The organism is Micromonospora sp. NPDC020750, assembly GCF_044334565.1.
Taxonomy (GTDB): domain Bacteria; phylum Actinomycetota; class Actinomycetes; order Mycobacteriales; family Micromonosporaceae; genus Micromonospora.
The window spans coordinates 370,206-385,824 of record NZ_JBIRTH010000002.1; the positions used below are offsets into that span (position 1 = coordinate 370,206).

A 15,619-nucleotide genomic window follows, 5' to 3' on the forward strand; every position below is an offset into this window, starting at 1 on the left:
CGGGGCCGGTCAGGTGCGCAGGTAGGTCAGCACGGCCAGGACGCGGCGGTGCTGGGTGGTGTCCGGGGGCAGGTCCAGCTTGGTGAAGATGTTGCGGACGTGCTTCTCCACCGCCCCGTCGGTGACCACCAGTGCGCGGGCGATGGCCGTGTTGGAGTGCCCCTCGGCCATCAGGGACAGCACCTCGCGCTCGCGGGGGGTCAGTTCGCGCAGCGGGTCGTCGCGTCGACGGCGGACCAGCAGCTGGCCCACCACCTCCGGGTCGAGCACGGTGCCGCCCGCGGCCACCCGGGCCAGCGCGTCCATGAACTCGTCGATGTCGGCCACCCGGTCCTTGAGCAGGTAACCCACCCCGCCGCCGCCGGACCCGCCGGTGGTGGCGAGCAGGTCGTCGGCGTACGACACCTCGACGTACTGGGAGAGCACCAGGACCGGCGTACGCGGGACCAGCCGGCGGGCCTCCACGGCGGCGCGCAGCCCCTCGTCGGTGTGCGACGGCGGCATCCGCACGTCGACGATCGACACGTCCGGACGGTGGGTCACCACCGCCTCGACCAGCGCGTCGCCGTCGCCGACGGCGGCCACCACCTCGTGCCCCTGTTCGGTGAGCAGCCGCACCAGCCCCTCCCGGAGCAGCACGGCGTCATCCGCGATGACCACCCGCATGATGCTGATGTCTACCACGTCCGGGCAGGGAGCCGGGCCGTCGACGCTCACAGCGGCAGTTCCGCGCGGACCTCCGTCGGGCCGCCGGCCGGGCTGACCACGTCCAGCCGGCCACCGGCCGCCCGCACCCGGTCGGCGATTCCGGCCAGGCCGTGCCCCTTGGCCAGGTGCGCCCCGCCGTGGCCGTCGTCGGTCACGCCGACGGTCAGCCGGCGCTCGTGCCGGGTCACCGCGACCGCGCACTCCGTCGCCCCGCTGTGCTTGGCGACGTTGGTGAGCGCCTCGGCGACCACGAAGTAGGCGGTGCTCTCCACGGCCGGGTCGAGCCGTCCGCCGGGGACCTCCAGCTGAGGGTCGATCCGCAGCTCGACCGGGACCAGCCCGCGCCCGGCCAGGGCCGCCAGGGCGCTGGGCAGCCCGCGGTCGACCAGGATCGGCGGGGCGATGCCCCGGGACAGGGCGCGCAGCTCAGCGAGGGTGTCGCGGGTCTGGGTGACCGCCTCGTCGAGGGTCCGGCCGGCCGCCTCCGGGTCGGTGGCGAGCTGCTGGCGGGCCCGGCTCAGGTCCATCGCCAGCCGGACGAGGCGCTGCTGCGGGCCGTCGTGGATGTCCCGCTCCAGCCGGCGCAGCGCGGCGGCCTCGGCGGAGACGGCGGCCCGCTTCTGCTCCTCCAGCACGGTGATCCGGTTGCGCATCTCGGCCACCCCGGTGAGCAGGGCGCGGGCGAAGCCGGCCTGGAGCCGCGCGCACCCCCGGACCACCATCGGCAGGGTGATCAGGAAGAACACCCCGATCGCGGTGTTCAGCCCGATCCGGGCGGCGGGGGAGTCGCCCAGGCCGAGGAGCTCGTTGAGGCCCTGGTTGTCGGGGCTCTGCGGCAGCGCCCAGTCGTACGCCCAGTAGAGGCAGCCGAGCAGGGTCCCGGCCCACCAGACGACGGTCACCACGAAGGTGAGGAGGGACACGATCAGCTTGAGGATGCCGTGGGCCAGGTCGAGCCAGGACTGGGCGTCCCGGATCGGCATGAAGATCCGCCGCCAGGCGCCCGCCCCGGGTTCGGGCTGCCGGTAGTCCGGCCGGATCCGGGCCTGTCCGAGCACGGCGGGCAGCCGCAACCGCTCGATGTCGGCCAGCCCACGGGCGGCGTACAGGGTGCCGGTGAGGACCGGCAGGCCGATCACGGTCACCACCAGCCCCAGGCCGAGCGCCAGCCCCACCAGCAACACCACGAAGCTGGCCAGCGCCAGGGGCAGGCCGAGCAGCACATAGTTGGAATCGTGCAGGAGTTGGCGGGGGACGCTGGGCGAGGTGGTGGGCGGGTCGGCGACGGTAGCGGCGGTCATGGTTCGAGGCTAGGCAGCCGGACCGTTCGGCCCCATCCCGCCGCCCGGCCTCTCCCCTGTAGGGGCAGCCCTACCAGGTGCCGCCTGGCCGACGCGCGATTGGTGAGGGAAGTCGGGATTGAGCAATAATCGGCGGGGCGGTGCGGGGCCGCCGTATCGATCTTGTGGAACGGAGGGGCAGGTGGAGGCGGGTCGGGGGTCTTCAAGATCGCGATTTGTGCGTCTGTTCACAAGCGCCTACTCTGTAGTTCCGACGCGTCCTGCTAGCACAGCCGGCAATCTCGGTCGTCAGCGGGAGTCCCGATACGGCCGGCCTCTTGAGCTGGCCGAGGATCGCACCGCACGGAGTCTCATGAGTCAGCAGCACCGTCACCCTGGCGCGCCCGGCCGCGCCGGTGCCGTACCGGCGCTTCCGGACCTGCCCGAGGCGACCGTCGCGCGGCTTCCCGAGTACCTTCGCGCCCTGCACAACCTCGCCGAGTCCGGCCATGAGACCGTCTCCAGCGAGGGCCTGGCCGCCGCTGTCGGGGTCAACTCCGCCAAGCTCCGCAAGGACCTGTCCCACCTCGGCTCGTACGGCACCCGGGGGGTCGGCTACGACGTCGCCCTGCTGGTCGACCAGATCGAGTTCGTGCTCGGGCTCACCCAGCGGCGGGCCGTCGCCCTGGTCGGGGTGGGTAATCTCGGTCACGCCCTGGCCGGCTACGCCGGCTTCGCCAGCCGCGGTTTCCGGATCGCCGCGCTGCTCGACGCGGACGCGTCCCGAGTCGGCGAGGAGATCAACGGGATGGTCGTGCGGCACGTCGACGAGCTGCCCGCCGTCGTCGCCGAGGAGTCCATCGCGATCGGCGTGATCGCCACCCCGGTGCCCGCCGCCCAGGCGGTCGCCGACCAGCTCGTGGCCGTCGGCGTGACGAGCATCCTCAACTTCGCGCCGTGCGTACTCTCGGTGCCGGAGGGGGTCGACGTGCGCAAGGTCGACCTCGCCATCGAGCTCCAGATCCTGTCCTTCCACGAGCACCGCAAGGCGTCTCTGACCGCGCTGCCCGCCACCGGCGGCTCCGCCCTCACCGCCCTGCCCGGCGGGCTCGCGGCCACCGATCCCCAGGAGGCGATCGGCACGTGAAACTGCTTGTCGTCGGCGCGTCCTACCGCACCGCTCCCGTCGCCACCCTGGAACAGCTGGCAGTCGCCCCCACCGACCTCACCCGCACCCTGGACCGCCTGGTCGCCCAGCCGTACGTGAGCGAGGCGGTGCTGGTCTCCACCTGCAACCGGGTGGAGGTCTACGCCGCTGTGTCCGGCTTCCACGGCGGGCTCGGCGACATCTGCGCCGTTCTCGCCGAGCAGGCCGGCGCCCCGGCCAGCAGCCTGGCCACTCACCTCTACGTGCACTACGACGCCGTCGCCGTGGACCACGTCTTCCGGGTCGCCGCCGGGCTGGACTCGATGGTGGTCGGCGAGGCGCAGATCCTCGGCCAGCTCCGTGACGCGTACCACTGGGCGACCGGCGCGGACTCGGCCGGCCGCCTGCTGCACGAGCTGATGCAGCAGGCGCTGCGGGTGGGTAAGCGGGCACACGCCGAGACCGGGATCGACCGGGCCGGCCAGAGCGTGGTGAGCGCCGCGCTCGGCCTGGCCGCCACGCAGCTCGACGGCGAACTGGCCGGGCGCCCGGCCCTGGTGGTCGGGGCCGGTGCGATGGGCGCGTTGGGCGTGGCGAGCCTGTCCCGGCTCGGCGCGGGCCCGCTCACCGTGACCAACAGGGGGGCCGACCGGGCCATGCGGCTGGCCGAGTCGTACGGGGCCAGCGCGATACCCATGGCCGAGCTGACCGACGTGCTTTCCACAGTGGACATCGTAGTGGCCGCTACGGCGGCGACCGAACCGGTCCTCACCCGCGACGTGGTCAGCCGGGCACTCGCCGACCGCGACCCCGACCGGGGGGCACTCGTGCTGCTCGACCTCGCCGTCCCGCGCGACGTGGAGGCGGGCGTGGCCGCACTGCCCGGCGTCGAGGTGATCGACATCGACCGAATGGCTGCGATACTGGCCGACGGGCCGGCTGTCGCCGACGCCGCGGCCGTCGAGCGGATCGTGGCGGGTGAGGTCGAGTCCTTCCTCACCTGGCTGCGCGGCGCCGACGTCGCCCCGACCGTGGCCGCGCTGCGCAGCCGGGCCGAGGACGTGGTGACCGTCGAGCTGCGCCGGCTGGCCCAGCGCCGCCCCGAACTCAGCGCCGACCAGCGGGCCGAGGTGGCCCGGACGGTGCACCGGGTGGTGCAGCGGCTACTGCACCAGCCCACGGTGAAGGTCCGCCAGCTCGCCGCCGAGCCCGGCGGCGACCAGTACGCCGCGCTGCTGCGCGAGCTGTTCGACCTCCAGGTCCCGCAGACCTCCCCGGTCGACACCGTCCCCGACGTGGTCGACACCGACCCCACCCCATACCCCGGAGGCGAGAGATGACCGCCCCCCTGCGCCTCGGCACCCGGGGCAGCGCGCTTGCGATGGCCCAGTCCGGCCACGTCGCGGCCGCGCTCACCGAAGCGACCGGCCGAAAGGTGGAGCTGGTCGAGGTGGTCACCGCCGGTGACCGCTCGGTCGCCCCCGTGCACCGACTCGGCGTCGGCGTGTTCGTCTCCGCGCTGCGCGACGCCCTGGCCGCCCGGACCATCGACTTCGCGGTGCACTCCTACAAGGACCTGCCCACCGCGGCGGCCCCCGGGCTGCACATCGCGGCGGTGCCGGCCCGGCAGGACCCGCGCGACGCGCTGGTCGCCACAGGCGGGCGCACCCTCGCCGAACTGCCGCCCGGCGCGGTGATCGGCACCGGCGCGCTGCGCCGCATCGCCCAGCTGCACGCGCTCGGGCTCCAGTTTGAGGTCACCCCGATCCGTGGCAACGTGGACAGCCGCCTGGCGCGGGTCCTCGGCCCGGATGCCGACCTCGACGCGGTCGTCCTCGCCCGGGCGGGGCTGGCCCGGCTCGACCGGGCCGGCGTGATCACCGAGACGCTCGACCCGATGCTCATGCTGCCCGCGCCCGCCCAGGGCGCGCTGGCCGTGGAGTGCCGGGTCGACGACCCGGACCTGGTCGAGCTGCTCGCTGCGCTCGACCACGCACCGTCCCGTGCCGCGGTCACCGCGGAACGGGCGTTGCTGGCCACCCTGGAGGCCGGGTGCAGCGCACCCGTGGCCGCCTATGCGGAACTCGCCGAAGGTGACGTCGGCGAGGAGATATACCTGCGCGGGGCGGTGATCAGCCCGGACGGTTCCAGAGACCTTCGGCTGTCCCGCACCGGAACGCCCGCCGACGCGGCGGAGATCGGCAAGGCACTCGCCGCTGAACTCCTCGACCTCGGCGCCGACTCGATCCTCGGCCTAGACGGACACGCCGGCCCGGGGACCCAGCAATTTGGGAGCACAGAATGACCCGCACCCGTAAGCCCGTCGGTCGCATCGCGTTCGTCGGGGCCGGTCCCGGCGACCCGGGCCTGCTGACCCGCCGGGCGCACGACGCCCTGGTGGACGCCGACCAGGTGGTGTACGACCGGGGAGTCCCCGAGTCGCTGCTCGACGCCGTCCGCGCCCAGGCCCGGTCCGACGCCCAGTTCACCCCGGCGGAGGGCGTGCCGGGAGACGTGGCGAAGGTGCTGATCTCGGCCGCCCGCTCCGGCCAGAACGCGGTGCACCTGGTCGCCGGTGACCCGTTCGGCCACGACTCGGTGGTCAAGGAGGTGCAGGCGGTCGCGCGTACCGCCGCGCACTTCGAGGTGGTCCCGGGCGTCGGCCAGGCCGAGGGCGTCGCCACGTACGCGGGCGTGCCGTTGCCGGGCGTCCGCACCGCCGCCGACGTCGAGGACGTCACCACGCTGGACTTCGACGCGCTGGCCGCGGCCGTGGGCCGGGGCTCGCTCGCGCTCGCCGTGGACGCCGGCGACCTGGCCGCGGTCCGCGACGGCCTGCTCGCCGCCGGGATCGACGGCACCACCGGCGTCGGGGTGACCGGCGACGGCACCGGCGACACCCAGTACACGACCACGTCGACCGTCGACTCGTTCGTCGCGGCGGCGCTCGGCTTCACCGGCCGGGTGGTGCTCACCGTCGGAGAGGGCGTCGGCCAGCGGGACAAGTTGAGCTGGTGGGAGAACCGGCCGCTGTACGGCTGGAAGGTGCTCGTCCCCCGGACCAAGGAGCAGGCCGGCGCGATGAGTGCCCGGCTGCGCGCGTACGGGGCGATCCCGTGCGAGGTGCCGACGATCGCGGTCGAGCCGCCGCGCACCCCCGCCCAGATGGAGCGGGCGGTCAAGGGCCTGGTCGACGGCCGGTACGCGTGGGTGATCTTCACCTCGGTGAACGCCGTCCGGGCGGTCTGGGAGAAGTTCGCCGAGCACGGGCTGGACGCCCGGCACTTCGGCGGGGTCAAGATCGCCTGTATCGGCGAGGCCACCGCCGACGCGGTCCGCGCGTTCGGCATCCAGCCGGAGCTGATCCCCGCCGGGGAACAGTCCTCCGACGGGCTGCTGGCCGAGTTCTCGCCGCACGACGAGATCCTCGACCCGGTGGGCCGGGTGCTGCTGCCGCGCGCCGACATCGCCACCGAGACGCTCGCCGCCGGGCTCACCGAGCGCGGCTGGGAGGTCGACGACGTGACCGCGTACCGGACGGTGCGGGCCGCCCCGCCGCCCGCCGAGATCCGGGACGCGATCAAGTCGGGCGGGTTCGACGCGGTGCTGTTCACCTCGTCCTCCACCGTCCGGAACCTGGTCGGCATCGCCGGGAAGCCGCACGCGCGTACCGTTGTCGCCGTCATCGGGCCCAAGACGGCGGAGACCGCGACGGAGTTCGGCCTGCGGGTCGACGTGCAGCCGCAGCACGCCTCGGTGCCCGACCTGGTCGAGGCGCTCGCCGCCTACGCCGTCGAGCTGCGAGAGAAGCTCGCCGCCATGCCAGCCAAGCAGCGCCGCGGCTCGAAGGTGCAGGGGCCGACGGCCCTGAGGTTCCGCTAGTCGCCAGGGAGGCCCCTCATGTCGTACCCCGAGATCCGGCCCCGCCGGCTGCGTCGCACCGCAGCCGTGCGGCGGCTGGTCTCCGAGACCCGCGTCGACCCGGCCGAGCTGGTCGTGCCGATGTTCGTCAAGGAGGGGCTGACCGAGCCGCGGCAGATCGCTTCGCTGCCGGGGGTGCTCCAGCACTCCCGGGACTCGCTGCGCAAGGCGGCGGCCGAGGCGGTCCAGGCCGGCGTGGGCGGGATCATGCTGTTCGGCGTGCCCGCGTCGCGTGACGAGCGCGGCTCGGGCGGCACCGACCCGGCGGGCATCCTCAACGTCGCCATCCGGGACGTGGTCGCCGAAGTGGGCGACGCGACCGTGGTGATGAGCGACCTGTGCCTGGACGAGTTCACCTCGCACGGGCACTGCGGGCTGCTCACCGCGGACGGCGCGGTGGACAACGATGCCACCCTCGCCGCGTACGCCGAGATGGCGGTGGCCCAGGCCGACGCCGGGGTCGGGATGGTCGGGCCTTCCGGGATGATGGATGGCCAGGTCGGTGTGGTCCGCCGGGCCCTGGACGCCGCCGGGCACACCGACGTCGCCGTGCTCGCGTACGCGGCGAAGTACGCCTCCGCCTTCTACGGCCCGTTCCGCGACGCCGTGGAGTCGGCCCTCGACGGCGACCGACGCACCTACCAGCAGGACCCGGCGAACCTGCGGGAGTCCCTGCGCGAGGTCGCGCTGGACGTCGCCGAGGGCGCGGACCTGGTGATGGTCAAGCCGGCACTGCCCTACCTCGACGTGGTGGCGGCGGTCCGGGCCGCCGTGGACGTCCCGGTCGCCGCCTATCAGGTCTCCGGCGAGTACGCGATGGTCGAGGCCGCCGCCGCGAACGGCTGGATCGATCGGGAGCGGGTGATGCTGGAGACGCTCACCTCGATCCGCCGGGCCGGCGCCCAGGTCATCCTCACCTACTGGGGGGTCGAGGCCGCCACCCTGCTCCACCAGCGTTACTGAGCCGCGCCGCGTCGTCCTCGCCGGCCGGCGAGGACGACGCGGCGGCATCGTGCGCGTGCCTGGTGAGCACAGCGATCGCGTGAGGGTTGACGGCCCAGCAGCGCGGCGAAGCGGTCCGGCTGCTGGATCCGGGCAGGGGATGGATTGCGCACCCCGACCGGCAGGTGCTGGAACACGACGAGCGCGGCGGTGTCGCCGGTGCCGGTGTCGGTGTCGCGCGGTTGCACCGCCCTCGCCTGATCGTCGCAGGTACCGAGCGGGCCATTCGGTTCCCCAATCCGCTACTCGGCGTTACCTTGACTAATCTCCGCCCACCCCTCCTCGGTTCCTTTGCTCTGCTGCAGCGGAGGCAACAGTTACTCAGTGTCCATGCTTGCGCACAGGGGCCCGCGTGGCCGATTGGACATCGGTCCTGTTCGCAGCTGGTGTTGCCTGGATGGCAGCAGAGCAAAGTGCGCGCGGGGGGGTGTTGGCGGGTCGGGTTGGCGTAACGCAGAGTGGTTTTCCGGCTCGGCTTACTTTCATTACCCAGCGTGTCGAGAGATGCCCCGCAACCAGGATGCGACGCGTTGATGAGGGCAAGTTGTCCACAGGTTTGTCCACAGGGATTGTCGACCGCCTGCCGGGGTCGGCAGGCTCCCGGTATGGCTTCCGCACTTGATCCACCACCGCCCGGTCCGACGGTCGGGCCTTTCCCCATCGCCGGGCTGGTGCGCAAGGCTCGCCGCATCGCCGGCCTGGGGCAGCGCCAGATGGCGCGCTTCGCGAAGGTGGCGCCGTCGACCGTGGGCCGGGTGGAGACCGGTGCCATGACGCCCAGCCTCGCGGTGCTGGAACGACTCTTCGGCGCGGCCGGCCTTTACCTCGCCGTCGTCGACCAGGACGGCCGGGTGATCCAGCCGATGGCGGACTGGGACGACACCCGCGACGGTGCGGGGCGACGCTACCCGTCCCACCTGGACACAATTCTCGACCCCGAGCCGGGCGACTGGTGGGCCGACATTTACGGCCTGGCCCGGCCACCGGAGACGTTCCACCGCTGTCCGGTGGACCGCGAGGCGCGTCGGCGGCGCAGTCAGTGGGAGGTGAGGGTGGCGCAGCACCGCAACGTGCCGCCGCCGAAGGACATGCGGGAGCGGTACTGAGACGGCCCCCGCCCGGGCGGGTACCCGGGCGGGGGCCGTCGTCGGCCGGAGCAGGATCAGTCGTCGTTGGCGATGGTGCCCACGGCGAGCGGGTCGGCCAGGCGCAGGCCCGGAACCCCGGCCACCAGGAGGTTCACCTTCTCGTCGGCCTCCCGCTTCCGGTCACCGCGCACGGTCACCGCGAAGGTCAGCGAGGTCTGCCCCGCCGCGAGCGTCTTGCAGCCGACGTACGGGTCGTAGTCCGACCCCGCCTGCGCCGTGGTGCCGAACGTGGCGGCGCAGACCAGCACGGGCTGGGACAGCGGCCGGGACACGGTGACGCTGAACGTCAGCGGGCGGGTGCCCTTGTCGCCCTCGACCACCGTCGCGTCGCCGACGCTCAGCGACGCCCGGGACCGGAACCGGGCCACCTGCGGGTCGTGGTCGCTGGAGCCGCGCGACCCGTCCCCGGTGAACTCCGCCGGCCAGTCGGCGTTGATGTGCGCCGCCCGCACCTGGACCAGGTCGTCGCGCAGCGCGTCGTTGACGAACAGGTGGTCCAGCGTCTGCGCCTGCCCCTCGAAGCTGTACGAGTACGCGGACGACGGCACGTCGGCGACCAGGTCGTCCCAGAGGCTGTGCAGGCCCGCGTCGTACAGCGAGGCGAGCTGGTCCGACGGGGTCGGGTCCGCCCCGGTGGCGATCGGGTCGTCCGGGCGGGGGAAGACGTTCAGGTCGCCGCCGTAGACCACCCGGGAGTTCCGGTCCGAGTTGTGGATCGCGGTGACGAGCGCGGCACCGTACGCGGCCTGCTCGGCGCGCTGCCCGACCCGGCTGTCCGGCCCGGACGAGAAGTGGTTGCTCAGCGCCCACAGGTGGTACCCCTCGGCACCGCCGGGGGTTGCCCGGACCAGGAACTTGCCGAGCTGCGGGGCCCGGGTGTAGACGTTGTTGCCGTCCTTACCGGTCGAGGTGTCGGTGTCGGCCGGCAGCACCGCGTTGAGCGCCTTCGGGTTCTGCACGTCCGCGTTGGACGGCAGACCCGCCGACCGGTACGGCACCACCGGCGCGGAGCCGAGCAGCGGGTCTGCGGCGGTCGCCGTCGCCAGCGACAGCCGGTCGGTGCGGTACAGGAACCCGGCGGTGATGCCCCGGGCATCCGCGCCGGTCCGGTCGTACGCGGCGGCGTACGCCGGGCCGCCGGCGGCGGCGATGGTCAGCGCCAGGTCCTGGAGGGTGTCCGGGGCGCCGTCGGCGTTGTCGGTGTCCCCGCAGACCAGCTCCGTACCGGAGACGGAACAGATGTCCTGGTCCTCGGCCTCCTGCACCAGGATCAGGTCCGGCGCGTGCAGGTCGGTGCGGATCTGGTCGGCGAGCGAGGCCAGGTGCTCCCGGTAGTCGGCCTCACTGGCCGGCACGTAGTCGAACGGCGGGCGGACCCCGGTGCAGCCGGGGTTCCCGGTGAAGTCGCAGCCGTCGAACGGGTCGTCCCGGTGGTCGTACAGGTTCTCCACGTTGTACGTCGCGATCGCGATCTCCTGCGACCGGTCGGCCGGCTTCGGCGGGTTGTTCCGCGACGGGTCGGCCCCGGCGGCGAAGACGGCCTTCTCGACCTGGACGCCGTACTTCTCGAACGAGTAGTAGATCGCGCCGTACGCGTCCTCGCCGAGGGTGTCGAAGGTCCTCGACGGCGGCAGGATCGCGGTGCTGTCCCCGGCGGTGCCCTTGACGCCCATGCTGCCCAGCATGATCCGCTGGCCGTTGCCGTCGTCGAAGCGCCGGGTCGGGTCGTTGTCCAGCGGGTGCGCGTCCCGGAACACCCGGCGGGCGTACTGGTCGGCGCGGTCCAGCAGCGGGTCGTCCCGGTCGACCACCCAGGTCTCGGCGTCGGCCGTGGACGGGAAGACACCCCGCCCGCTCACCGCGCCGCTGCCGGCGCGGACCCGCAGCCGGGCACCCTCGTGCCGCTCCCAGAACCGCTGCGCGGCGGCCATGTCGGCCGGGGGCACCGCGTCGTCGACTGTGACGACGGCGTTCACGTCCAGCCCCGAGGCGACCTTGCGGACCAGGGAGGCACCGGAGAGCTGGGTGGAGTTGAAGTACTCCGACACCCGGGCCCGGAGCACCACCTCGTCGCCGACGGTCGGCACGTAGCCGCCGGGCAGCGAGGGGAACGAGCCCACGAAGACGAAGATGCCGTCCGAGGACGTCGGGTCGGCGTCGGTGGCGTCGGCACGGCTCTGTAGGAAGAAGCCGCGCTGCTCCGCCCCGGCCGAGGTGCGGGCCAGCGTGAGCTGGGTGATCACGCCCCGGACGTCGTACAGGCTGCTGCTGGTGCCGTTGCCGGAGGCCGGCGCGAGCGGCGACCGGTCGGCCGGGCCGGCCTCGGCGTCGGTGGTCGGGCCCTGCACCTCGCCGACGGTCAGCTCCCGGGTCACGGTCACGGCCAGCGTGCAGGTGGCGGTGCCGCCGTCGGCGTCGGTGGCGGTCAGGGTCACCGTGTACGCCCCGGCGGCCAGGTCGGCGCTGGTGGCGACGGTGGCACGGGCGGTGCCGCCGACGGCGTCGGCCGGGGTGAACCCGGTCCGGGTGATCGAGCCGGTGGCCGGGGCCGGGCTGACCGAGGTGACCGCCAGGTCGACGATCGCGTCGTCAGGGTCGGTGGCGGTGACCTCGCGACTGGCGGCGGTGCCGGCCGCCGTGGTCAACGCGCCCCCGCAGGTGACGGTGGCGGGCTGGTCGACGGGGCCGCCCCCGTCGACGGTGTGGGAGCCGAGCCCGTCGAAGGTGTCGGTGGCGAAGCCGGCCCACTGGGCGGCCGGGGCGAACGCGTCCGACGGGTCGGTGTCGCCGGAGGTCACCGTGGGCAGCCGGCGCAGCGTGTTGTCGGCGGTGCTGGTGAGGCCGCTGCCCCACTCGGCGCCCGGATCGACGCCGACCTGGCCGATCGAGTCGACCACGGCGTCGCCCCTGCGCAGCACGATCGCGTCGTCGCCGTTGAACAGGCTCGCGGTGGTGGTCTGGTCGGCCTGGGCGAGGATCGCCGGGACGGCGGAGGCGGCGGCGAACACGAACGTGTCGCCCGGGGCCACGGTGCCGGTCAGCGCCAGGGTGGTCGCCGTGGTGCTGCCGTTGAAGTGGAGCTGGAGCTGGTAGCCACCGCCGGCGAGGTCGACAGGGGCGCCGGTGCCGTTGTACAGCTCGATCGCCTTGTTGTTCGACGAGCCTTCGACGTATTCGGAGATGAACAGGTCGGTGGGCGCGGCGCTGGCCGCGGGGGGTGCGATGCCGATGACCGGGATGGTGACGGCAGCGGCGGTCGCTAGCGCGGCGTATCTGCGGCGCGTGCGCATGGGGCCTCCACGATGGATGGTCGGGAACCAACGCACGTTAAGGCGCGGCGCTGTCCGCCGTCCATCCCCCTAGGGCGCATTGGTGGATACCCGACCCACGCCCTTCTGCGCCGGTTGCCGGGTCAGCGGGCCGGGTCGAGGTGGTGCACCAGCTCGGCCACGTCCGCGCTGTACTCGCACCACTCCCGGTCGGAGCGGTACCCCAGCTCGGCGTTGACCTTGAGCATCGCCTCGTTGGCCTGCGCGTTCCAGGTCTGCACCTCGGCCAGCTCCGGCTCGGCCGAGCGCAGCTCCAGCAGCATCCGCGCCTTGATCGCCCGGTCGATGCCGTAGCCCCGGTGGCCCTGCACCACGATCGTGTCGTACTGGTCGGCGCGGGTCGGGTGCTGCGCCGGAACCACCACCTCGGTCAGCCCGGCCACCTCGCCGGTGCGCTCGTGGATGGCGAGCACGATGTACGGCTTCATCCCTCGCCGGTGCAGCGTGTCCAGGCTGTCCCGCAGCCGCTGCGGGTCGTACGAGCTGGGGCGCAGCTCGCCGTCGTCCACGTCGCGCACCTCGGCCTTGGCCCGCGCGTACGCGTCGATCAGGTCGTCGGGCGGGCCGCCGGGGCAGAACTCCAGCCGGTACCCCGCGCCGACGGCGGTGGCCATCTCGGCCAGCGCCGTCCAGTCCACCGCGGACAGGTCCAGCACGCTACGGGTCTCCACGTACTCCCGGGAGAAGCCGAGCGCCTCGTAGAACGCCACCGCCGGGGTCTCGCCGACCACCTCGACCCCGATCGACCGGAACCCCTCCTGGTAGACCCGGTGGGCGACCAGCCGGACCAGGTCCCGGCCCAGGCCGGTGCGGCGCGCCGTCGGGTGTACCAGCACCTCCAGCACGCCGATGTCGCCGAGCAGCAACACGTGGACGTGGCCGAGCATCGCGCCGGGCCCGCCCCCGGCGGTCGGCTCGGCCTGGACCACCCAGGAGATCCGCCGCTCGCCGGGCATCACCTCGGAGAGGTACTCCCGCAGGGAGCTCTCCTGCCACGGCGGATCCTGCGGGAGGTCGGCCGCCAGCACCGCGTTCAGCGTGTCCAGCAGCGACGCGATTTCGGCGGACGACGCGGTCCGGGGATCCCACTCGCGCACCATCACCCGTCTAGCTTGCCGCTAACGGCAGCGTGACGGAAGTGTCCAGTTCGCCAATGTATGTGGATGATCACGTCACGTGCGACTGGCCAACCCGTACTCGTTGGCCTTGTCGAAGACGTCCTGGGCGTACCGGCGTACGTCGTTGTACGACAGGATGGACCCCCACCAGTCGCCCGGGACGGTCAGATTCCGGCCGCCCTTGCACAGGTAGTTGCCGGCGGCCAGGGCGGCGTCGTCGAGGTCGTGCGGGTCCTTGCGGCCGTCGTTGTCCGCGTCCGCGCCGATCTCCTGCCAGGTGGTCGGGATGAACTGCATGGGCCCGATCGCCCGGTCGTAGACGGTGTCCCGGTCGTAGAGCCCCCGGTCGGTGTCCAAGATCTTCGACCGGCCGCCGTTGCCGTCGAGCGGGTCGCCGATGATCTCCGGGAGCGCCCGCCCGTCCGTGCCGAGGCTGGCGCCGTTGGCCTGGCCGTGCCGCGACTCGACGTACCCGATGGCGGCGAGCGTGGTCCAGCTCAGCCGGCAGCCGGGGGTGCTCTGCGCGAGGACCAGCTCGGCGTAGCCGTACGCCTGCACGGCCACCGGCGAGATGCCGGCCTTCGCCCCGGTCTGTTGCGCCCACCCGGCGAGCGCGTCGGCGGGCCGGCCGGTCACCACCGGCCCGCTTGGCAGGCCGCCCAGGCCCGGGGTCGCGCCGGGCAGCGCCGTCGCGCCGGGCGGCAGCGCGGTGCCGGTGGCGCCGGGCACCACCCCGCCCGGTGGCGCCGCCGTGCCGCCCTCCGGGGTGGTGGCGGTCGCGTCGACCGCGACCGGACGGGACTCCGGCGCGGTCGCCGGCACCAGCAGCGCGCCGGCCGCGGCGGTCGCCCCGACCAGGGCGAGCAGGAACAGCCCGGGCAGGGTGAGCCGGCCGCTCGGACGCCGGGACCAGGCCCGGGTGGCCTGTGCGGCGGCGAGGGCCGCCTGCCGGGGCGGAGGCATGCGTACGGCGTGGGCGAACGGCACCCGCCGCCGGGACCTCCTCGCCCGCCCGTCTCCGGCCACGACCGTCGCGTCGGCCTTCTCGGTCTTGTCGGCTATGTCGCTCCCGGCGGCCTTCTGGTCCGCGTCGGCCTTGCCGGTCCCGGCGGCTTTCCCGTCGGCGTCGGCCTTCCCTGCGGTGTCGGCCTTCGAGGTGCTGTCGGCCACCTCGGAGCCGTCGGTCTCCTCTGCGGGGCCGGCCGTTCTCCCCGTCGGGTCGGCGGCGTCGGCCGTTGCTGCCGTGGTGGCGGCCGTCGCCGACGGGCCGGGCTCCGGCTTCTCTTCCGGGTGGGTGGGGTCGCTCTGTCCAGCCGTGCTCGCGGCCGTCGCCGTCGTGCCGGCCTCCGGCCCGGTCACCGCTGCGGCGTCGGTCTGGCCGGCGTCCGCCGGTCCCGAGGCGTCGGCGGGCCGGGGAGCGGTGGGTTGGGGGGCGGTGGGTTGGGGGGCGGTGGGTTGGGGGGCGGCATCGGTGGGTGCCGTCGACCGTAGCCAGGGCCGGCGGGGGCGCGGCAGCCAGGCGCCCACCGCCGGGCGCCCGCCCGGGTCCTCGGGCGGCGCGGCCGGCCGTAGGGGTCGAACCGTCGACTTGTCCTCGCCGTCCACCACCCGTCGAGTATCACCCATGTCCCGCGTCCCGTCAGGACCGGTCGTACTCTTGTGCCATGCCCCGGTACGAGTTCCGCTGTCGCGCTTGCGGCGACACGTTCGAGATCAACCGTCCGATGGCGCGGGCCGGTGAGCCGGCGCCCTGCCCGCAGGGGCACGACGACACGGTCAAGCTGCTCTCCGCGGTGGCCGTGACCGGTCGGGGCGGTGCCGGCACGTCCGCGCCGGCCCCCTCCGGCGGGGGCTGCTGCGGCGGGGGCTGCGGCTGCTGATCCCGCCCGCTCCGGCCGCCGGTTCCGCCCGCCGGCACCGTCGGAGCAGCGCCGACGCTCGTCGTGCTCTTCGCGCGGGGCGTACC

Annotated in this window: 12 protein-coding genes; 7 read left to right on the forward strand and 5 right to left on the reverse strand. The window is 73.8% G+C overall.

Annotated elements, in window-relative coordinates:
* Positions 1 to 9: 9 nt before the first annotated feature.
* Both ACH4T9_RS06925 and ACH4T9_RS06930 read right to left on the reverse strand, forming a co-directional pair.
* A complete protein-coding gene (locus ACH4T9_RS06925) occupies positions 10 to 666 on the reverse strand; it encodes a response regulator (protein ID WP_387016010.1) in 657 nt (218 codons plus the stop codon).
* Positions 667 to 713: 47 nt separating this feature from the next.
* The gene (locus ACH4T9_RS06930) at positions 714 to 2,009 is read right to left on the reverse strand and encodes a sensor histidine kinase (protein ID WP_396670414.1); all 1,296 of its coding nucleotides are present in this window, start codon (positions 2,007 to 2,009) and stop codon (positions 714 to 716) included.
* A gap of 352 nt (positions 2,010 to 2,361) precedes the next feature.
* Here ACH4T9_RS06930 and ACH4T9_RS06935 point away from each other — a divergent pair, with 352 nt between their 5' ends.
* The 6 genes from ACH4T9_RS06935 to ACH4T9_RS06960 all read left to right on the forward strand — a co-directional run bounded on the left by ACH4T9_RS06935 (position 2,362) and on the right by ACH4T9_RS06960 (position 9,164).
* Positions 2,362 to 3,135 carry a redox-sensing transcriptional repressor Rex gene (locus ACH4T9_RS06935; protein WP_350887746.1) on the forward strand — a complete coding sequence of 258 codons (774 nt, stop codon included), beginning with the start codon at positions 2,362 to 2,364 and terminating at the stop codon, positions 3,133 to 3,135.
* Entirely contained in the window at positions 3,132 to 4,475 is a 1,344-nt protein-coding gene (locus tag ACH4T9_RS06940) for a glutamyl-tRNA reductase (protein ID WP_396670413.1), read from the forward strand. Before ACH4T9_RS06935 ends, ACH4T9_RS06940 begins: the two co-directional genes overlap by 4 nt.
* Positions 4,472 to 5,440: a hydroxymethylbilane synthase gene (hemC, locus tag ACH4T9_RS06945; RefSeq protein WP_396670412.1), complete on the forward strand. Its 969-nt coding sequence runs from the start codon at positions 4,472 to 4,474 to the stop codon at positions 5,438 to 5,440. The genes ACH4T9_RS06940 and hemC overlap by 4 nt, the downstream gene beginning before the upstream one ends.
* A complete protein-coding gene (locus ACH4T9_RS06950) occupies positions 5,437 to 7,017 on the forward strand; it encodes a uroporphyrinogen-III synthase (protein WP_396670411.1) in 1,581 nt (526 codons plus the stop codon). The genes hemC and ACH4T9_RS06950 overlap by 4 nt, the downstream gene beginning before the upstream one ends.
* A gap of 18 nt (positions 7,018 to 7,035) precedes the next feature.
* Entirely contained in the window at positions 7,036 to 8,019 is a 984-nt protein-coding gene (hemB, locus tag ACH4T9_RS06955) for a porphobilinogen synthase (protein WP_396670410.1), read from the forward strand.
* A 644-nt stretch (positions 8,020 to 8,663) separates the two neighbouring features.
* Positions 8,664 to 9,164 carry a multiprotein-bridging factor 1 family protein gene (locus ACH4T9_RS06960; protein ID WP_396670409.1) on the forward strand — a complete coding sequence of 167 codons (501 nt, stop codon included), beginning with the start codon at positions 8,664 to 8,666 and terminating at the stop codon, positions 9,162 to 9,164.
* Between the two features lie 56 nt (positions 9,165 to 9,220).
* Here the strand turns inward: ACH4T9_RS06960 and ACH4T9_RS06965 are convergent, their stop codons facing one another.
* The 3 genes from ACH4T9_RS06965 to ACH4T9_RS06975 form a co-directional block, all read right to left on the reverse strand.
* Entirely contained in the window at positions 9,221 to 12,496 is a 3,276-nt protein-coding gene (locus tag ACH4T9_RS06965) for a lamin tail domain-containing protein (protein WP_396670408.1), read from the reverse strand.
* Positions 12,497 to 12,618: 122 nt separating this feature from the next.
* Positions 12,619 to 13,635, reverse strand: coding sequence for a GNAT family N-acetyltransferase (locus ACH4T9_RS06970; protein ID WP_396670754.1), 1,017 nt, complete (start codon positions 13,633 to 13,635; stop codon positions 12,619 to 12,621).
* 72 nt (positions 13,636 to 13,707) lie between these two features.
* Positions 13,708 to 15,279, reverse strand: a complete 1,572-nt coding sequence (locus tag ACH4T9_RS06975) for a lytic murein transglycosylase (RefSeq protein WP_396670407.1) — start codon at positions 15,277 to 15,279, stop codon at positions 13,708 to 13,710.
* 38 nt (positions 15,280 to 15,317) lie between these two features.
* Here ACH4T9_RS06975 and ACH4T9_RS06980 point away from each other — a divergent pair, with 38 nt between their 5' ends.
* A complete protein-coding gene (locus tag ACH4T9_RS06980) occupies positions 15,318 to 15,533 on the forward strand; it encodes a zinc ribbon domain-containing protein (protein WP_396670406.1) in 216 nt (71 codons plus the stop codon).
* The last annotated feature ends 86 nt before the right edge of the window (positions 15,534 to 15,619 follow it).